General features: G+C 48.2%; 16 protein-coding genes. 1 reads left to right on the top strand and 15 read right to left on the bottom strand.

Going from position 1 to position 20,317, the window contains the following annotated elements:
- Window positions 1-10: 10 nt before the first annotated feature.
- The 7 genes from GKG43_RS08345 to GKG43_RS08315 all read right to left on the bottom strand — a co-directional run bounded on the left by GKG43_RS08345 (window position 11) and on the right by GKG43_RS08315 (window position 6,888).
- Complete coding sequence (locus GKG43_RS08345; RefSeq protein ID WP_050642242.1) at window positions 11-1,285, bottom strand: O-acetylhomoserine aminocarboxypropyltransferase/cysteine synthase family protein; 1,275 nt, start codon at window positions 1,283-1,285, stop codon at window positions 11-13.
- A gap of 12 nt (window positions 1,286-1,297) precedes the next feature.
- Window positions 1,298-2,053: a CFI-box-CTERM domain-containing protein gene (locus tag GKG43_RS08340; RefSeq protein ID WP_129878956.1), complete on the bottom strand. Its 756-nt coding sequence runs from the start codon at window positions 2,051-2,053 to the stop codon at window positions 1,298-1,300.
- A gap of 39 nt (window positions 2,054-2,092) precedes the next feature.
- A complete protein-coding gene (locus GKG43_RS08335) occupies window positions 2,093-2,824 on the bottom strand; it encodes a YebC/PmpR family DNA-binding transcriptional regulator (protein WP_050642241.1) in 732 nt (243 codons plus the stop codon).
- 114 nt (window positions 2,825-2,938) lie between these two features.
- Window positions 2,939-3,286: a type II toxin-antitoxin system PemK/MazF family toxin gene (locus GKG43_RS08330; RefSeq protein WP_009004161.1), complete on the bottom strand. Its 348-nt coding sequence runs from the start codon at window positions 3,284-3,286 to the stop codon at window positions 2,939-2,941.
- A gap of 101 nt (window positions 3,287-3,387) precedes the next feature.
- A complete protein-coding gene (gene alr / locus GKG43_RS08325; RefSeq protein WP_129878955.1) occupies window positions 3,388-4,551 on the bottom strand; it encodes an alanine racemase in 1,164 nt (387 codons plus the stop codon).
- On the bottom strand, window positions 4,548-6,053 hold the full coding sequence (locus tag GKG43_RS08320) for an NAD(P)H-hydrate dehydratase (protein WP_129878954.1): 1,506 nt from the start codon (window positions 6,051-6,053) through the stop codon (window positions 4,548-4,550). Before GKG43_RS08320 ends, alr begins: the two co-directional genes overlap by 4 nt.
- A 190-nt stretch (window positions 6,054-6,243) precedes the next feature.
- Window positions 6,244-6,888 carry a redox-sensing transcriptional repressor Rex gene (locus GKG43_RS08315; RefSeq protein WP_025657385.1) on the bottom strand — a complete coding sequence of 215 codons (645 nt, stop codon included), beginning with the start codon at window positions 6,886-6,888 and terminating at the stop codon, window positions 6,244-6,246.
- Between the two features lie 202 nt (window positions 6,889-7,090).
- On the opposite strand from GKG43_RS08315, the gene GKG43_RS08310 reads away from it, so the two are divergent.
- Window positions 7,091-9,016, top strand: coding sequence for an ABC-F family ATP-binding cassette domain-containing protein (locus GKG43_RS08310; RefSeq protein WP_050642238.1), 1,926 nt, complete (start codon window positions 7,091-7,093; stop codon window positions 9,014-9,016).
- Between the two features lie 152 nt (window positions 9,017-9,168).
- Here GKG43_RS08310 and GKG43_RS08305 read toward each other — a convergent pair whose 3' ends face one another.
- The 8 genes from GKG43_RS08305 to leuB all read right to left on the bottom strand — a co-directional run bounded on the left by GKG43_RS08305 (window position 9,169) and on the right by leuB (window position 19,665).
- Window positions 9,169-10,365, bottom strand: coding sequence for an NADP-dependent isocitrate dehydrogenase (locus GKG43_RS08305; RefSeq protein WP_129878953.1), 1,197 nt, complete (start codon window positions 10,363-10,365; stop codon window positions 9,169-9,171).
- 26 nt (window positions 10,366-10,391) lie between these two features.
- A complete protein-coding gene (locus GKG43_RS08300; protein ID WP_243125832.1) occupies window positions 10,392-11,114 on the bottom strand; it encodes a GntR family transcriptional regulator in 723 nt (240 codons plus the stop codon).
- A 22-nt stretch (window positions 11,115-11,136) separates the two neighbouring features.
- Window positions 11,137-12,525: a 2-isopropylmalate synthase gene (locus GKG43_RS08295; protein WP_129878952.1), complete on the bottom strand. Its 1,389-nt coding sequence runs from the start codon at window positions 12,523-12,525 to the stop codon at window positions 11,137-11,139.
- Window positions 12,526-12,817: 292 nt separating this feature from the next.
- Window positions 12,818-13,981 (bottom strand): phosphoglycerate dehydrogenase, encoded by a 1,164-nt coding sequence (locus tag GKG43_RS08290; protein ID WP_129878951.1) that lies wholly within the window; start codon window positions 13,979-13,981, stop codon window positions 12,818-12,820.
- A 1-nt stretch (window position 13,982) separates the two neighbouring features.
- Window positions 13,983-15,065, bottom strand: a complete 1,083-nt coding sequence (serC, locus tag GKG43_RS08285) for a 3-phosphoserine/phosphohydroxythreonine transaminase (RefSeq protein WP_129878950.1) — start codon at window positions 15,063-15,065, stop codon at window positions 13,983-13,985.
- A gap of 84 nt (window positions 15,066-15,149) precedes the next feature.
- The gene (gene ilvB, locus GKG43_RS08280; RefSeq protein WP_129878949.1) at window positions 15,150-16,829 is read right to left on the bottom strand and encodes a biosynthetic-type acetolactate synthase large subunit; all 1,680 of its coding nucleotides are present in this window, start codon (window positions 16,827-16,829) and stop codon (window positions 15,150-15,152) included.
- Between the two features lie 13 nt (window positions 16,830-16,842).
- Window positions 16,843-18,516 (bottom strand): dihydroxy-acid dehydratase, encoded by a 1,674-nt coding sequence (gene ilvD / locus GKG43_RS08275; RefSeq protein WP_129878948.1) that lies wholly within the window; start codon window positions 18,514-18,516, stop codon window positions 16,843-16,845.
- A gap of 60 nt (window positions 18,517-18,576) precedes the next feature.
- Entirely contained in the window at window positions 18,577-19,665 is a 1,089-nt protein-coding gene (leuB, locus tag GKG43_RS08270; RefSeq protein ID WP_025657376.1) for a 3-isopropylmalate dehydrogenase, read from the bottom strand.
- Window positions 19,666-20,317: the final 652 nt, after the last annotated feature.

Raw genomic sequence — 20,317 nt, 5'->3', positions numbered from 1 at the left:
ACCATTCAAATTATTGCAGTGCCTGCTCAATATCCGCAATAATATCCTCTACATTTTCAATCCCAACGCTGAATCTGATCAGGTCAGGCTGAACACCTGCCTCCAGCAGCTCCTGCTCATTCATCTGGCGGTGCGTGTGGCTTGCAGGATGGAGCACACAACTGCGCGCATCCGCAACATGAGTCACGATCGCCACCATTTTCAGTTTATCCATCATCTCAACTGCCGCGCTGCGTCCGCCTTTCAGACCAAATGTCAGTACGCCGCAGGTGCCGTCCGGCATATACTTCTGAGCCAGGTCATAATACTTATCCCCGGGAAGAGAAGGGCAGGACACCCAGGCTACCTTCTCATGGCTCTGCAGGTACTTTGCAACGGTAAGTGCATTTTCACAATGGCGTGGCATACGCAGATGAAGCGTCTCCAGCCCGATATTTAATAAAAATGCGTTTTGCGGCGCCTGAATAGATCCCAGATCTCTCATCAGCTGTGCGGTGGCTTTCTGAATATAGGCGAGTTTGCCAAATTTCTGTGTATAGACAATCCCATGGTAGGTCTCATCGGGTGTCGTCAGTCCCGGAAACTTCCCGGGCTGCGCTTCCCAGTCAAAATTACCGCTGTCCACAATGGCTCCGCCCACACAGGATGCGTGGCCGTCCATATACTTGGTGGTAGAGTGGGTCACAATGTCTGCCCCCCACTCAAAGGGACGGCAGTTGATCGGCGTTGCAAATGTATTGTCCACAATAAATGGTACTCCATGTGCATGCGCCGCTTTTGCAAATTTGTCAAAATCAAGAACGACTAGCGCCGGGTTTGCAATGGTCTCCCCGAATACAGCCTTTGTGTTGTCCTTAAAAGCAGCCTCAAGCTCTTCCGGCGTGCAGTCCGGATCTACAAAATCGGCTTCCACTCCCATCTTTCTGATGGTATGCGCAAACAGGTTATATGTACCGCCGTAAAGTGCAGAAGCACATACAATATGGTCTCCTGCCTCTGCAATGTTCATGACCGCATAAAAATTAGCCGCCTGGCCGGAGGAGGTAAGCATGCCGGCAACACCACCCTCTAAATCACAGATCTTAGCGGCAACCGCATCATTGGTCGGGTTCTGCAGCCTTGTATAAAAGTATCCGGCTTCTTCCAGGTCGAACAAGCGCCCCATCTGCTCGCTGCTTGTGTACTTGAAAGTAGTGCTCTGGCAGATTGGCAGGACTCTCGGCTCTCCGTTTCCCGGTTCATAACCGGATTGTATGCATTTTGTCTCTATCTTATAGCTGCTCATGTTTCCTTCCTCCTAAGAATATAGATATTTCTTTTCCAGCTTCCGTACCATATCGCTGTAGAGCATCTGGCATTCCTTCTCTTTGCCTTCCTCAATCAGATGGACGCAGGGACTCAGATAATCCTGCCAGATTCCCGCGTATATACTGGCTGAATCTTCCTGCCTGTCGATGCGTTTTACGATGGTTGGTGCGATATTATAATATTCATTCACCGTATCCATACCTTCTTTGGACTCCAGCAGATACTGGTCACGGTAATTCCGAAGCAGCGTCAGTTCATAACAGTCGTCCGGTTTATCCAGGCTTCTGCAGACTGCTGTTGTGATATAGCAGAGCCCTTTTTTGAAGCCTCCCTGGATCTGTTCACGGGTGGAATGCCCGATTTTATTATCCGGCATCCTTTCATTATATAACTCAATCATCTTTTCAGTAAACTCTTTTGTCTTCACACTGCTGATCTCCCCCAGAAGCGGGACAAAAAAAGATACCATATTCATATTAAAGTCAAGACAGGCCAGATCCCGCTTCCTTTTTGAAGGCACCGCCGCCAGCTGCTTTGCCGCATAATCCGGGATGACAGAAGCAGTTTTTGCCAGCGCTTCATCTGACTCCTCGAAAGCTTCTCTGATACGCCCCAGGAGCGCGCCGTGCCTGTTCAGTAATATGTCCATATCAGATGCATAAGTTTTTTTATGAAACTTCTTTGCATATTCGGCAGTTTCCTGAAATAAAGAAATCATATCTGCCTGCAGATTTTCCTGATTCATATTATCTCCTCTTTTTGTAAGGTATTGGCTTACCGCTGATTATTCGTCCCAGTTATGATATACGTCCTGTACATCATCATCTTCATCCAGCAGATCCAGTGTCTTCTGAATATTCTTAATGTCATCCTCAGAAGTCAGTTCCACATAGGTCTGCGGAATCATCGTAACCTCGGCATCTGCCATACTGATGCCCTCTTCTTCCAGCTTCAGGCGTACTGCGCTGAAATCTTCCGGCGCGGTAAGGATCTCAAAGCTGTCATCGCTCTCGGTAAAGTCTTCCGCACCTGCGTCCAGTGCCAGCATCATCAGCTCATCGGCATCCATGCTGCACTCTTCCTTGTCAACCAGTATCTGCCCCTTCTCATCGAACATAAAAGAGACACAGCCTGGGGTTCCCACATTACCGCTTCCCTTTGTAAATGCGTTCTTTACATTGGAAGCAGTCCGGTTCTTGTTGTCCGTCAGGGCCTTTACGATAATCGCTGTCCCGTTGGGCCCGTATCCTTCATATGTAATATGCTCATAATTGTCGCCCGCACCCTCGCCGGCCGCTTTTTTAATATTCCGTTCTATGGTGTCATTCGGCATATTATTGGCCTTTGCCTTAGCGATTACATCGCGCAGGCGGCTGTTGTTGTTCGGGTCCGGACCGCCGCCCTCTTTTACTGCAACGGCAAGCTCACGTCCAAGTTTCGTGAAGACCTTGCCCTTTGCAGCATCATTTTTTTCTTTCTTATGTTTAATATTCGCAAATTTAGAATGTCCTGACATCTCTAATCTCCTCTTTTAAATTTTCTTTACGTATTCTATCCGCAGAACTTGCCATACAATTTTACCACTCTTTTTTGTATATTTCAATTCTTTCTTCACAGATTCATCTCTGGGTTATGTAGGAAGTTCCAGACTGATCCGGATCGCATCGTTCACCCGCTTCATCATTCCACTGTCTACATGGCAGACAAATTCTTTCAGACGCTGCTTGTCGATCGTCCGGATCTGCTCCAGCAGGATCACGGAATTCTTTACAATATGGTATTTCTCTGCGCTGATTTCAATATGGGTAGGAAGTTTTGCTTTATTCATCCTGGATGTGATTGCCGCACAGATTACCGTAGGGCTGTGCTTGTTGCCCACGTCATTTTGTATAATCAGTACCGGACGGATACCGCCCTGTTCCGAGCCCACGACAGGACTCAAATCTGCATAATATATATCGCCTCTTTTAATTACCAAATCACTTCACACTCCGATTCTAATACTTTGATACTTGAGTATTCCCGCTTTTTTCGGATGTATGCAAGTGCACGAAAACTTTGGACAATCTTTACGATGTACTAGAAATATTCTACCTGTTTTACAACTTTCCCGTTCCTGGTATATACCCTTGGGATCCTTCTGCCCAGACAGCAGACGAACTCATAGTTAAAACGTCCGCAGAGACCGCTTAGTTCTTCCACAGAGATGTGTTCCTCCCCGTCAAAGCCTACCAGAACAGCCTGGTCCATGAACGTCACGCCCGGGATATCTGTCACATCAACCATAAACTGGTCCATACAGACCCTTCCAAGTATCCTGGCCCGCCTGCCGCGGATCAGCACGTCAGCTTTATTTGAAAGCCCTCTGGCGTATCCGTCACCGTACCCGACAGGAATAGTGGCTACTTTCATCTTCTTAGGTGCAATGAAAGTACCGCCATAGCTGATGGAAGTACCCGCTTCTACTTCCTTCACAAAAGTAACGTGGCTGATCAGCTCAAGCGCCGGCTTGAGATCCACGACTTCCTGCGAGACCTCCCCTGACGGGTACATTCCGTATGTGGAAATACCCGCGCGGACCAGATTATGTTTCATGTCCGGGAAGTCGATAATCCCGGCACTGTTGTCACAGTGATAATATGTAATGGAGGTTCCTTCCGCCTCCAGGGCCTTCTTCATCCATTCAAACTTTTCGTGCTGCTTATGTGTGTAGCTCTTGTCGGTCTCATCGGCTTTGGCAAAATGCGTATACATTCCCTCGATCTCTGTATTAGGCAGCCCGCCGATCTCCCGGATGGCCTTTACACTCTCCGGGCCGGGTAAGAATCCAAGCCTTCCCATCCCTGTATCAACTTTGATATGTATACGTGCTGTTCTGCCAAGTTTTTCCGCGGCTTTTGACATGCCTTTTGCCATCTCCTTCATATAAACAGTGGCACGGATATCTTTAAGAATCATCTCCTCATACTGCTCCGGGAAAATACAGCCGAGTACGAGAATTGGTTTTTTAAGCCCTTCCTTCCGGAGAGCTGCAGCCTCCTCCAGGCTTGCGGTGGCGTAGCCCCATATGTAATCCTTTTCTTCAAACATCTCCGCAATCGGCACGGCGCCATGGCCGTACCCATCCATCTTTATCACGGCGATGATCTGCGCCCCTTCCCCGATCCGCCGCCTCATCTGTTCCATATTATATGATACGGCATCCAGGTCTACCCTGGCAAATACCCTGTTAAACTGTTTCATTGCTCCATACTCTCCTCTGTTCTTTTTAGGCAGTCCCCGATTCCCGCCGTTATATCTTCTGCCAGCACACTGTAGGAACCCCTGGCTGCTTTGGCCTCGTCTCCCGCGCAGGCGTGCAGGTATACCCCGCAGACAGCCGCCTCATATGGCTTCAGTCCCTGGGCCATCAGCCCTGTAATAACCCCCGCGAGCACATCCCCGGACCCGGCCTTTGCCATAGAACTGTTTCCCGCAGTATTGACGAATATCTGACGGTCCCACTTGGCCGCAATTGTTCGTGCATCCTTTAAGACGCAGACAACACCCGCCCAGTCTGTAAATGCCCTGGTCATCTCAAAACGCTTTTCCTGCAGCTCTGTAACAGAACAGCCCAGCAGGCCGGACATTTCTTTCATATGCGGCGTCAGGACAATGGGCCGCTCCCGTTCTTCCAGCAGTTCCGGATGGCACCCCAGTATATTCAGCCCATCTGCATCTATCACGCAGGGAATCTGAACCTCTTTCACGACCTGAGTCAAGATACTCTCCGCAACACGGCTCTGTCCCAGCCCGCAGCCAATGCAGGCCACATCCGCCCATGCGAGGAGATCCCGAATGGCTTCTTCCTCATATTCAGTATAAGTGCTTACAATCGCTTCCGGTAAAAGCTGCTGCAATATCACCCGGTTATCTTCATGTGTATAAATCCGGACCAGACCCGCGCCGCATCTATACGCGGCCTTCGCACTCAAATATGCGGCGCCCGACATACCGCGGCTTCCGGTAATCATCAGGATCTTCCCATAGTTTCCTTTATGTGAATTGGGCCTTCGGGGCGGGATCAGCTCCGGCAGGTCCGATTTTTCAAATGTGTAGCAGACACCCGGTTCTTTTTCAAAAAGCTTCCGGCTGATTCCGATGGATACGGCAACAGTTTTTCCGGCATATTGGCAGCCCGGATGTAAAACACAGCCCAGTTTTTCGCACTCAAAAGTAACCGTCAGATCGGCTGAAAATGCCGTCCCTAATACCTTTCCAGTGGCTGAGCAGATGCCGGAAGGGATATCTATGGCAACCTTCTGTCCCGGCAGCGCACTCATCTTTTTAATATTTGCCGCATAAGCTCCCGAGACTTCCCGATTCAAGCCCACGCCGAAAACGGCATCCACTATAACAGTATATTCCTTTCTGTTGATTGTTGTTACTACAGGAACACCGCAATTTTCAGCGATTTTCATTTGCTGCATGCAGTCAGGAGTCCTGGATTCTTCGTTTCCGATGAAAGCGGCCTCAACATCACAGCCTTTTTCTTTTAACAGGCGCGCAACTGCAAAGCCGTCGCCGCCGTTGTTGCCGGAGCCGCAGACCACCAGCGTTCTGTGTGTATTGATTTTTTCCTGCTCCATAACGGCCACCGCCGCCAGAGCAGCCCGCTCCATCAGCACCATAGAGGGAATCCCGATCTCATGGATCGTGTAATTGTCCGCTTTCTGCATCCATTCACCGGTAGGCAGATATCTCATATACTCACTCTCCTTTATTTTCATAGTGTTTTGCTTGTGAAACCCGCGTCCGCAGCGTCCTCACCGCATCTGCCTCTAATACCACTGTGCGTATCCGAAGGGATTGTATCTGATAGGCGCAGGTGTCCCAATAAGTGAAATAACGTGCAACAAAGGCGCAGTGCCTTTGTTACACGTTTTATATTGTTAATCAATTATCATGTTCTTCATTGTAACGGCTGATATTATAAGACAGTTTCATCAAACTATCAGACAAATGTACGCTTTCTACGATCACATCATCCGGCAGGTGCAGATCAGTGTGCGCAAAATTCCATATGCCCTTGATACCATTCTCAACAAGCATATCGGCTACTTCCACTGCTTTTGACTTTGGAATCGTCAATGCAGCAATCTCTATGTCCGTATTTTCAACAAATTCTCTCAGGTCGTCCATCATACGGATCGGGATTCCACGTATAGTTACCCCTTCCAGTCTTGGATTCACGTCAAAAATCCCCTGCAGTATAAAGCCGCTCTTTTCAAAAGCCGCGTAATTGGCAAGCGCCTGTCCCAGGTTACCCGCTCCTATTATGATTACGTTATGTTTTCTGTTCAGTCCCAGAATCTTTCCGATCTCTGTATAGAGATACTTAACATTGTATCCATAGCCCTGCTGGCCGAAACCACCGAAGTTGTTTAAATCCTGGCGAATCTGAGATGCAGTGACGCTCATCTTCTTGCTCAGGTCATTTGATGAAATCCGTTCTACTCCTGCATCCAGTAATTCTCCCAAATATCTGTAATATCTGGGCAGCCGTCCAATTACTGCACGTGATATCTCTCTATCTTCCACAGCTATCCCCTCCAAACTTAATCTATTTAATATTATATAGAATTGTACGGGCAAAGTCAAATTTTAGTTGTATTTTAAACAATTTTCGTTATAATGAAATAAGTATACTCAAGGGCATACCGTAACTCATGCCCGGCGGGCGGGGTTTCGGCGGCTGAAGCATAACCGAAGGCCCGATACAGAAGACAACAGGAGGTTTCTTATGATACTTGCATGCCATAATCTCAATAAAGCTTTCGGTGGACAGGTCATTGTCAGAGACGGCTCTTTTCATATAGAAGACAGAGAAAAAGCGGCTCTGGTCGGAGTAAACGGGGCCGGAAAATCCACCATTCTTAAGATGATCGTAAAGGAAGAGCCAGCCGACAGCGGTGAAATTGTAGTTACAAAAGGGAAAACTCTCGGATATCTCGCACAGCAGCAGAAACTCGAGGGCGGCCGCTCCATATATGAGGAAGTAAAGACAGCAAAGGCTGATATTATCGAGTTGGAAAATCAAATCCGTGCTATTGAAAAGGAATTGAAGTCTCTGAGCGGTGATGCCCTTCAGAGCAGGCTCGATACCTATCATCGCATGATGTCCGCGTTTGAGGCACAGAATGGGTATGCTTACGAAAGCGAGCTGACAGGCGTCCTCAAAGGACTTGGGTTTCAGGAGGAGGATTTTGACAAAAAAACGGACACCCTTTCCGGAGGGCAGAAAACAAGGGTTTCCCTGGGAAAACTGCTCCTCACAAAACCCGATATCCTGCTTCTGGATGAGCCCACAAACCATCTGGATTTAAATTCCATCACCTGGCTTGAGACCTATCTGCTGAACTACCCCGGCGCCGTATTTATCGTCTCCCATGATCGTTTCTTCTTAAACAGAGTGGTCACAAAAGTGGTGGAGATCGAAAATGGGGCTGTCCGGATGTACGCCGGCAACTATAAGGCCTATGCGGACAAAAAACAACAGATCCGCGACGCCATGATGAAAGAATATCTGAACCAGCAGAGGGAAATCAAGCATCAGGAGGCCGTCATAGAAAAACTCCGGTCTTTTAACCGTGAGAAGTCCATCAAGCGCGCGGAAAGCCGTGAAAAACTGCTGGATAAGATGACGCTGGTCGATAAGCCCCAGGAGGCGGCGAAGGAGATCCATTTTTCCCTGGAGCCCTCTTGCCTGAGCGGCAACGACGTGCTTTCAGTGGAGGGGTTGTCTAAAAGCTTTGACAGTCAGACCTTATTTACGGATATCAGCTTTGATATCAGACGCGGCGAACATGTGGCTGTAATCGGTGACAACGGCACCGGGAAAACCACGCTGCTTAAGATTATCAACCAGGTGGTTCCCCCGGATACGGGCTCCTTTACTCTGGGGTCTAAGGTGAGAATCGGTTATTACGATCAGGAACACCATGTGCTGCACGACCAGAAAAATATATTTGACGAGATTTCGGATGACTATCCAACTCTGAATAATACGCAGATCAGAAATACGCTAGCCGCATTCCAGTTTACCGGTGATGACGTGTACAAACTGATCGGGGACCTGAGCGGCGGCGAGAAGGGACGCGTATCGCTGGCAAAACTGATGCTCTCCGAGGCCAATTTCCTAATCCTCGATGAGCCCACAAACCATCTGGATATCACATCAAAAGAGATATTGGAAAAAGCAGTCAACGACTATACCGGTACCGTCTTATACGTCTCACACGACCGCTATTTTATCAACCAGACAGCTACCCGCATATTAGAGCTGGTGAATCAGACCTTTGTAAACTATATCGGCAATTATGACTATTATCTGGAAAAAAAGGAAGAGCTGACGGCCGTCTATGCTTCCCCCGCAGCCAGGGGCACGGATGATTCCGGTATTCCGAAGGAATCTGTTTCAGACGCAAAGCTCAGCTGGCAGGAACAGAAGGAACAGCAGGCCAGGGAGCGCAAAAAACAGAATGAACTGAAAAAGACGGAAGAACGCATCACTGTACTGGAAGAAAGAAATGAAGAGATCGATGAACTGATGACCCATGAAGATGTGTATTCCAACTCGGTCAAATGCCAGGAACTTGCTGCAGAAAAGGCTTCTAATGAAGAGGAACTGGACATTCTCTATGAAAAATGGGGAGAACTTGCAGAATAAGAATAAAATGGGGAAGCTCACTTCAACGCTCCAACGCCTTTATAAAAAACGGACCGGCATGCAGATCTGCGTGCCGGTCCGTTTTTGCATCATTTAATTTGAAGTATCATTTATTTGATGACTTTTTAAGCATTGAATGAGGCAGATAAAATTTACAGCCTTGCTGCAATCGCTTTGATAAAGTCCTCACTGTTGAGAACAGTCGGATTCTCAATCGTTGTAATCAGTGCCAGATCCTTTGTCATGCTTCCGGATTCTATGGTGTCAATGGTCGCTTTTTCCAGTCTGTCCGCAAATGCCATCAGATCATTGTTTCCATCCAGCTCTCCGCGCTTTCTTAAAGCCCCTGTCCATGCAAAAATAGTTGCAACTGAATTGGTGGATGTCTCCTCCCCCTTGAGGTGCTTGTAATAGTGGCGCTGTACGGTTCCGTGGGCCGCCTCATATTCATAATATCCGTCGGGAGACACAAGCACGGATGTCATCATGGCGAGCGATCCGAATGCGGAGGATACCATATCACTCATGACGTCGCCGTCGTAGTTCTTGCACGCCCAGATATATCCGCCCTCTGATTTCATAACACGCGCTACCGCATCATCAATCAGTGTATAGAAATACTCGATCCCGGCTGCCTTGAATTTTTCATCGTATTCTGCATCATAGATTTCCTGGAAAATGTCCTTGAATGTGTGGTCATATTTTTTGGAAATCGTATCTTTTGTGGCAAACCAGAGATCCTGTTTTGTATCCAGCGCATAGTTGAAGCAGCTTCTTGCAAAGCTTTCGATGGACTGATTGATATTGTGCATGCCCTGCACGATACCCGGTCCATCAAAATTATGTACGAGCTCTTTTGTCTCTGTCCCGTCTTTAGCCGTATAGACAAGCTCCACCCTGCCAGCGCCCGGAATCTTCATCTCTGAGCCCTTATATACATCACCGTATGCATGACGGGCAATGGTAATCGGCTTTTTCCAGTTCTTAACGCATGGCTCAATTCCTTTTACGACGATCGGCGCACGGAAAACCGTACCGTCCAGAATGGCACGGATGGTCCCGTTCGGGCTCTTCCACATCTCCTTCAGGTCATATTCATCCATACGTGCAGCATTCGGGGTGATGGTTGCACACTTAACAGCTACTTTGTACTTCTTTGTAGCATTCGCGGAATCCACCGTTACCTGGTCGTTTGTTTCATTTCTATATTCCAGGCCCAGATCGTAATATTCCGTATTCAGCTCGATGTAAGGCTCCAGAAGATTATCTTTAATCATCTTCCAGAGGATTCTTGTCATCTCATCCCCGTCCATCTCAACAATCGGTGTACTCATCTTAATCTTTTCCATCTTAACTGTCTCCTCCTAATCGTTTTTCATACATTATTTTGCGGCTTGCTGGAAACCAGCCCCGCAGGGGCATGAATTACGGGATGCCCATGGGTATAACCTTGTTTTTTAAGGTTCTGTATGACATGCAGAATATGCTCGTTGGCGAGCTGCTCCGCAAGGTCTGCATCTTTATCCCGGATTGCGCGCAGAATCTGCTTATGCTCCCGGATCGACTTTCTGGCCCGTTCTTCTGAGACTACGGAAGATCTACGCGCCAGTTGGACATATTTGTGGAAATCTGTCAGTACATGGCTGAGTATCTTGCTGTTTGACGCCTCATATAAAACCGCATGGAACTTGCCGTCCAGTTCAGCCACCTGATCCGCACTGCCGCCACCCTCTTTTTTCATATGAAACTCGGAAAGAAGCATAATCTCGTCCAGCTCATCCAGCTGCTCGTCCGTAATGTTTTCTGTAGCCCATCTCGCGCACAGCCCCTCCAGCATAGAACGGATCATATAGATGTCGCTTACATCCTTCGAAGATATTCCCGTCACATATGCCCCCTTATTCGGGATGATAGAGACAAGGCCTTCCAATTCAAGCTGCCTCAGCGCCTCTCGCACAGGCGTGCGGCTGACCCCCAGTTCTTTCCCGATCGTATTTTCCCTTAACTCATCGTGTTCCTCATACTTTCCCTTCAGGATATCGTCACGGATTCTCTGAAAAACACGGCTGCCTAAGGAATGGTCCTGATATTCTTCCATTTTGCTTATATGTCCTCCCAAGTCAGAGTTTTATATGCAGTTCACTGCATACACTGTCTATTTTGGCAACTAATTCGTCATCTGTCAAGACTGTAACGCGACCTTCTTCATATTCTTTGTCCACCCAGGTCTTTAACGCCAGCACAAGCTCTGAATTTTTATCCACCTGGCGTTCTGCCGGAAGCTTGTAGTATGCGTTAATCCAGTAAGCAATTCCCGCAATACCGGACGTATTGGAGACAGATACAAGCGCCGGGCGGTTTAAATATTTGTCGGTATCAAAAATATTATAAATTTCTTCGTTTTTGAGCATTCCATCCGCATGAATCCCGGCACGGGTTACATTAAAATTCTTCCCCACAAACGGTGTTCTGGAGGGAACCCGGTATCCGATCTCTTTTTCATAGTACTCCGCCAGCTCTGTGATCACAGTTGTATCCATCCCGTCCAATGTACCCCTGAGCTGTGCGTATTCAAATACCATCGCTTCAAGCGGGGTATTGCCAGTACGCTCTCCGATACCGAACAAGGAACAGTTGACTCCCGAAGCGCCATACAGCCAGGCCGTTGTTGAGTTGCTGACTGCTTTATAGAAATCATTGTGCCCGTGGAACTCAATCAGCTCGCTTGGGACACCCGCATGTGTCATCAACCCATATATAATGCCCGGTACAGATCTCGGAATTACCGCACCGGGGAAATTCACACCGTATCCCATAGTATCGCAGGCACGGATCTTAACCGGTATCTGGTACTCTTCCATCAGCTTCATCAGCTCCAGGCAGAAGGGGATCACAAACCCATATATATCAGACCGCGTAATATCCTCCAGATGGCAGCGCGGCTTCACGCCAGTTTCCATACACTCCCTCACTACGGACAGATAGTGGTTCATTGCTTCCCTGCGGGTCATCTTCAATTTATAAAATATATGATAATCCGAACAGCTGACAAGTATCCCCGTTTCCTTCAGCCCGATATCCTTAACCAGCCCAAAATCTTTCTTACTGGCACGGATCCAGCTTGTGATTTCCGGAAATTCATATCCTTTCTCCAGACATTTATAGACAGCATCCCTGTCCTTCTTACTATACAGGAAAAACTCGCTCTGCCGTATCTTCCCCTGCGGGCCCCCGAGTCTATGTAAATAATCAAAAACAGCTACAATCTGTTCCGTCGTATAAGGAGCGCGTGACTGCTGTCCGTCACGGAACGTCGTATCCGTAATCCATATCTCATCCGGCATATTATGAGGCACGATTCTGTCATTAAAAGCAATTTTAGGAATCTCATCATAGTGAAACAGATTGCGGAATACATTCGGATTATCAACATCCACCAGCTGATAAATATACTCTTCCAGTTCCAAAAGATTCGTGTGCTTGTTCAAAAAAACTTTCCTGTCTTCCATTTAGTCCTTACCTCCTACATAGCCAGTTGACATACTGTAACATTGTAATTGTGTAAATTACATCCGTGTATAATTGTATACAATAATACATTTCTTGTCAATAACAAATTTTAAATGCAGATTCCTTCCACCCCCTCCTTGAACTCCATAAGAGGCAGTTTCCTCCCGTTTTGAAACAATAGACCAAGAACCGGACACAGTGGGGTCTGGAAGCGTCTTCCGGCTGCACTTTACAGCCAGAACCCGTTTCCAGACCCCACTGTGTCCGGTTTCTGAACCATCACCTTCTAAACTAAAGAATAACTCTAACCTTCAAAACCCCCTCGATACCGCTGAGTTCATCTATTACTGCCCTTGATACATCCCCATCTACATCCATCATGGTATAGGCATATTCTTTTCTGCTCTTATTTGTCATCAGGGAGATATTTAACTTTTCTTTTGCGAGCAATGCCGTGAACTGCCCGAGCATGTTTGGTATGTTATGGTGCAGGATGGTGATTCTGGATCCTTCACCTTTCTGTCCCATATCACAATCCGGGTAGTTTACGGAATGTGTAATATTACCATTTTCCAGGTAATCAATGGTTTCCTTGACTGCCATTTTTGCACAGTTGTCTTCGGATTCCTCTGTGGAAGCTCCGAGGTGTGGAATTACAATTGCCCCTTTAACTCCTGTGACCTCCGGTGTTGGAAAGTCTGTTACATAACATTTCACGTTTCCTGCTACAAGGGCATCAACCATGTCCTCACTGTTTACGAGCACATCTCTTGCAAAATTCAGGATGACCACATCTTTTTTCATCAGGCTGATCGTGTCTTTGTTAATCATGCCCTTCGTATCTTCCAGGGCCGGTACATGGATCGTGATATAATCACATTCTTTATAGAGCTCATCTACCGTTTTTGCATGGTGGATATTACGTGAAAGCTTCCATGCAGCGTCGACGGATACATATGGGTCATAACCGTATACTTCCATTCCGAGATGCGTTGCAGCATTTGCTACCAGAACTCCGACTGCTCCGAGACCTATGACGCCCAATTTTTTGCCTTCCAGCTCTGTCCCGGCAAAGGCCTTTTTCTTTTTTTCGGTCATCTTGGCGATGTCCCCGTCCTCTTCATTCTCCTGAACCCAGCTGATACCGCCTATTATGTCACGCGCCGCAAGAAGCATTCCCGCGATCACAAGTTCTTTTACACCATTGGCATTAGCTCCGGGGGTATTGAATACAACGATTCCTTTTTCTGCACATTTGTCCAGCGGGATATTATTAACGCCCGCACCTGCCCGTGCGATGACCTTCAGGCTGCTGCTGAAGTCCATATCATGCATTCCTGCACTCCTTACGAGGATGGCGTCCGCCTCCCCTGCGTCCTCTGTTCTTACATAGTTTTCATTAAATTTCTCCAGTCCCACCGGGGCTATTGGATTCAGGCAATTATACTTATACATTTTACAGATTCTCCTCCTCGAACTTCTTCATAAATGCAACGAGTGCTTCTACACCCTCATATGGCATTGCATTGTATATGCTGGCACGCATGCCGCCCACGCTTCTGTGACCTTTCAGATTCTCCAGGCCTGCGGCTTTCGCCTCTTTCACAAACTTGGCATCCAATTCGGCATTTCCTGTAACAAAAGGCACATTCATCAGAGAACGATCCTTTGGCTCAACGGTGCCTTTGAACATCTTGCTCTGATCCAGGAAATCATACAGAAGCGCTGCTTTCTTTTCGTTGCGGGCCTTCATTGTCTCCAGGCCTCCCATGCTCTTGAGCCATTTAAATACCTTTCCGCAAATATAGATGCCGTATGCCGGAGGGGTATTGTAAAGGGATTTTGCGTCTGCGTGTGTTTTATATGTAAGCATGGTCGGTGTGCCGGGCAGTACGTCCTCCGTTATTAAATCTTCACGGATAATTACGATCACAACGCCTGCAGGCCCGATATTCTTCTGGACTCCTCCGTAAATCACCCCATATTTGCTTACGTCCACTGGTTCGGACAGGAAGCAGGATGATACGTCGGCAACCAGAGTTTTGCCTTTTGTATTCGGAAGTTCTTTGAATTTGGTTCCGTAAATTGTATTGTTTTCACAAATATAGACATAATCTGCATCCTCTGAAACCGGAAGGTCAGAGCAATCTGGTATATATGAGAACGTCTTGTCTTCAGAAGATGCTATTTTGTTAACTTTACCGTATTTTGCGGCTTCACTGGCAGCTTTTTTCGCCCACTGTCCTGTCACAATATAGTCGGCTGCCTTATTTTTCATAAGGTTCATCGGTATCATGGCAAACTGCTGGGATGCTCCTCCGTGCAGAAACAGGACTTTATAGTTGTCAGGAATATTCATAAGCTCCCTCAGATCAGCCTCTGCTGATGTAATGATCTCTTCGAAAGCCTTTGAGCGATGACTCATTTCCATGACCGACATGCCGGTTCCCTTGTAATCCAACATCTCTTCTGCTGCTGATTTTAATACTTCTTCCGGTAAAACTGCCGGCCCTGCTGAAAAATTGTACACTCTACTCATTTCAAATTTCCTCCTGCACTTTTTATGCTTCATCATTGATAGGTTTCATTACAACTCAAGCCATCTCTATCCTGTCTTCGGGTACTAATGGCTGATATCGCTCTCGTCAAAAGCTTCGCTGATTGCAGCTCCCGGAGCTACCATGGGCCATACTTTATCATCACTGTCAATCTGACAGTCGATGACAACCGGCTTATTCAGCGTTAAGGCTTTCGCAAATGCCGCCTGGAATTCGTCCTTTGTGGTTACACGGATCCCTTCTGCCCCCATGGCTTCCGCCAGCTTCACAAAATCCACCGCATCGTTCAAAACGGTGGCGGAATAGCGTTGCTCATAAAACAGGTTCTGCCACTGGCGGACCATGCCAAGGACGTGATTGTTAATCACAACCTGGATGACGGGAATCCGGTGCCGCACCGCTGTGGCTATTTCATTCATATTCATACGGAAACAGCCGTCCCCTGCGATATTAACCACAATGCTGTCGGGACAGCCGGTCTTCGCACCAAGAGACGCTCCCAAGCCGTATCCCATCGTTCCCAGACCACCGGAAGTCAGGAAGGTACGCGGCTTTGTATACTTGTAATACTGCGCGGCCCACATCTGATGCTGCCCCACCTCTGTTACTACGATGGCGTCCCCTTGTGTCTGCCTGTAGATTTCTTCTACGACATAGGGGCCTGTCAGTACGTCCGTATGGTAATTGAGCGGGTATTTTTCTTTGTATTCCCGGATTTTACTCATCCATTCGGGGTGGCGCTGCTGTTCCAGGCCTGCATTTATCTTCTTCAGGACTTCTTTGATGTCGCCCACAACGCCGGCGGTAATGATGACGTTTTTATTCATCTCGGCCGCATCGATATCAATTTGAAGAATCTTTGCATTCTTTGCAAACTTCCTGGTATTGCCGGTCACTCTGTCGCTGAACCTTGCGCCGATAACAATCAACAGGTCGCATTCGCTGACCCCGTAATTGGACGTCTTGGTCCCGTGCATGCCAAGCATGCCCGTATATCTCCCATCGGTTCCCGGAAATGCGCCCTTGCCCATAAGTGAATCCGTGACCGGCGCGTCAACTTTATGAACAAACTCAGTCAGTTCTTCACTTGCACCCGATAAAACGGCTCCGCCGCCGACAAAGATATAAGGGCGCTTTGCCTTATTAATCATGCTGATTGCTGTCTCCACCTCTTTGTCAGAGACTTCCTCAATCCCCATTGGGATGACGGAAGTAATTGCTTCACGCTTATAATCGGTTTTCTCACCGGTCACATCTTTTGGAATATCAATCAGTACCGGCCCGGGGCGGCCTGTCTGCGCGATTCTGAATGCCTTACGGATCGTCCCGGCCAGCTTACTGACATCTTTTACAATATAGTTGTGCTTTGTAATCGGCATTGTAATGCCTGCAATATCAATCTCCTGAAAACTATCCTTGCCAAGCAGGGATACGCCAACATTACAGGTAATTGCAACAACCGGGATGGAATCCATATAAGCCGTAGCGATGCCGGTAACCAGGTTCGTGGCTCCCGGTCCGCTTGTGGCAAAGCAGACGCCAACCCTGCCCGTCGCTCTCGCATATCCGTCTGCGGCATGCGCAGCCCCCTGTTCGTGGGAGGTCAGGATATGCGTGATCTCATCACTGTGTTTATATAAAGCGTCATAGACGTTCAGGATCGCGCCGCCCGGATACCCAAAAACAGTATCCACGCCCTGCTCCTTCAGACATTCAATGACGATTTCTGCTCCAGTTAAATGCATTGATAAGGACCTCCTAATTTGTCTTTGGCACTTCCAGTATTGCCCCTCTGTTGCCGGATGTAACCATAGATGCATATCTCGCCAGGTATCCGGTCTTAATCTCCGGCTCCTTTGGCTGCCATTTAGCTCTTCTGGCTGACATCTCTTCATCTGAAACATCCAATTCCAGCTTCAGTTCTGGAATATTGATCTTAATAATATCGCCTTCCTCTACCAGCGCAATCGGTCCGCCCACAGCAGCTTCCGGTGACACATGCCCGATGGATGCGCCGCGGGATGCGCCGCTGAAACGTCCGTCCGTAATAAGCGCCACGGTAGAACCAAGCCCGTATCCTGCGATTGCAGAGGTCGGATTGAGCATCTCCCTCATGCCCGGGCCTCCTTTTGGTCCTTCATAGCGGATAACAATGACATCCCCCGGGTTGATCTTACCTGTCTTGATCGCCTCGGTGGCAGCTTCATCGCTTTCAAAAATTCTTGCAGGTCCTTCATGTACCAGCATCTCCGGAACAACTGCGGAGCGCTTAACCACGCTGCCGTCAGGTGCAAGATTTCCCTTGAGCACTGCAATTCCACCGGTTTCGCTGTAAGGATTTTCAATCGGCCGGATGACTTCCGGATTGAGATTCTTACAGCCTGCAATATTCTCAGCCACTGTTTTACCTGTCACGGTCATGCATTCCGTATGCAGCAGGCCTTTTTTATTTAACTCATTCATAACGGCGTACACACCGCCCGCCTCATTCAGATCTTCAATGTATGTATGGCCTGCCGGTGCAAGGTGGCACAGGTTCGGCGTTTTTTCACTAATTGAATTTGCAAATTCAATCTCAAAGTCCATTCCGATCTCATGAGCGATAGCCGGAAGGTGCAGCATACTGTTTGTGGAGCAGCCCAGAGCCATATCTACGGTTAATGCATTAAGAATGGCCTCCTCCGTGATAATATCTCTTGGCCGGATATTCTTTTTCACCAGTTCCATTACCTGCATACCCGCGTGTTTAGCCAGCTGCAGCCTTGCGGAGTAGACAGCCGGGATCGTTCCGTTCCCACGCAGCCCCATGCCGAGCGCCTCCGTGAGACAGTTCATGCTGTTGGCTGTGTACATACCGGAACAGGAACCGCATGTAGGGCACGCTTTATTTTCAAATTCACATAAATCCTCTTCGGACATTGTTCCTGCCGCATAGGAGCCAACGGCCTCAAACATACTGGAAAGACTGGTTCTGCCGCCCTTCACATGTCCCGCAAGCATGGGTCCTCCGCTGACAAAGATCGTCGGGATATTGATTCTGGCCGCGGCCATCAAAAGTCCCGGCACATTTTTATCACAATTTGGAATCATCACAAGCGCGTCAAACTGATGCGCCATAGCGAGCGCTTCTGTTGAATCAGCGATCAGGTCTCTTGTGACCAGAGAATACTTCATTCCCACATGTCCCATGGCAATCCCGTCACAGACAGCGATTGCCGGAACCATAATAGGGGTTCCTCCTGCCATAGCCACCCCCATTTTGACGGCCTCAGTGATCTTATCCAGATTCATATGCCCGGGCACAATCTCATTGTAAGAACTCACTACGCCTACAAGCGGTCTGTCCAGTTCCTCCTGCGTCATTCCCAGCGCATTAAACAAAGAACGATGGGGCGCCTGCTGGCTTCCCTTTGTTACTGTATCACTTCTCATAGTTATAAAACCTCCTTTTCTACTTATGCCATTACTCCTGCTGTTATAACCCAGATCTAACTAAATGTTTATATAGGAACAGATCTTATCTCCCATCTCACTGGTGCCAATCTGTGTATTTCCTTCCGACATAATATCTATCGTGCGAAGCCCGTCTTTTAATACTTTTGAGACAGCATTTTCGATGGCGTCAGCTTCCTTATCCAGATCAAATGAGAACCGGAGCATCATTGCCGCCGACAGAATTGTTGCAATCGGATTGGCAATCCCCTTGCCCGCAATATCAGGAGCGGAACCGCCGCTTGGCTCATAAAGCCCGAACTTTGTCTCATTAAGGCTGGCTGATGCAAGCATTCCGATTGATCCGGTAACCATACTTGCCTCATCCGACAAGATATCCCCGAACATATTCTCCGTCAATATCACGTCAAACTGGCTCGGATCCTTAACCAGCTGCATTGCGCAGTTGTCCACCAGCATGTTTTCCAAAACAACCTCCGGATAATCGGCAGCCACTTCCTCTACTACCTTTCTCCACAATCTGGAAGAGTCCAGTACGTTCGCCTTATCCACGCTCGTCACTTTCTTCCTGCGCTTCATAGCAATATCAAATCCCCGTTTTGCAATACGGCGTATTTCCTTTTCATTATATGTAAGTTCATCATATGCAGTCATAACCCCGTCCACTTCCACGGTCTTTCTCTGGCCAAAATATAGCCCGCCGGTCAATTCCCGCATAATCATCATATCAAACCCTTTTGCTGCGATCTCTGCTTTCAGAGGGCACGCCTCTTTCAGCTCATCATACAGCACCGCCGGCCTCAGATTTGCAAAAAGATTCAATTCCTTCCGAATCCTCAGCAGCCCGGCCTCCGGTCTCTTAGATGGTTCCAGCTGATACCACGGAGAAGTCGCGGCATCTCCGCCGATAGACCCCATCAGCACCGCATCACTTGCCTTGGCAAGCGCAATCGTCTCATCCGTAAGAGGCACGCCATTCACATCAATAGATGCCCCTCCCATCAAAAGCTGCGTATAACAGAACTCATGCCCGAATACCGCTCCCACTTTATCCAGAACCTTCATCGCTTCCGTCACGATCTCCGGCCCAATACCGTCCCCTTTAATCACTCCGATGTTCAGTCTCATACCTAATACTTCCTTCCAAATATATATGTAATAGAATAAAAATGCTAATTTTTATCATACCGTATTTTTCGCCACGTTTCAACCCTTTAATGCGAAAAATGGAGGGATTGGAGGGATTGCGCAAGGGTGGACGCCGTCGTCAGGGGAAGGAGGGGCAGCTGAGGGCGGAATTGGAGGATAAGCAGCTCTAAATTAAAAAGGGCGGGAAAATGCCGGGCACCGCAGGCATTTAAGCCGAATTCCGATGAATTCGCCTTGCAGGCCTGCTTGGAACCAGGCTTTGTGAGCCTGGTTCCAGCCCGCATTTTCCCGCCCTTTTTAATGAAGAGCTGCTAATCCCCAAAAGAGCCTGCAGCCGCCCCTCCTTCCCCTGCCGCCGGCTGGTTCATCCGGCCGGCACGTACAATTCCATCCCATGTAGGATTTCGAAGTGGGAGCAGCGGATGTGCCCTGGCAAAGTGTATCTTTCACCAGACGGGATATTATCAGATCAGCAAATTTTCCTTCGTCTCCTACCAAAATAGCCCCTAGAAGCCAGCCCAATCCGCTGCCCTCCCCGCCGCCTTTCACCTGCTGAATAGTCGTCCACCCGCTCGGATGAGCCTAGCCCGTCAGGGAACACATGGTGATTCCCGGGGCATCAAAGTGCGCG

It is taken from the genome of Eubacterium sp. BIOML-A2, assembly GCF_009680135.1.
GTDB lineage: Bacteria > Bacillota > Clostridia > Lachnospirales > Lachnospiraceae > Faecalicatena > Faecalicatena contortus_B.
The sequence above is the reverse complement of the archived record's forward strand: the minus strand, read 5'-3'. Positions and strand labels throughout refer to the sequence as shown.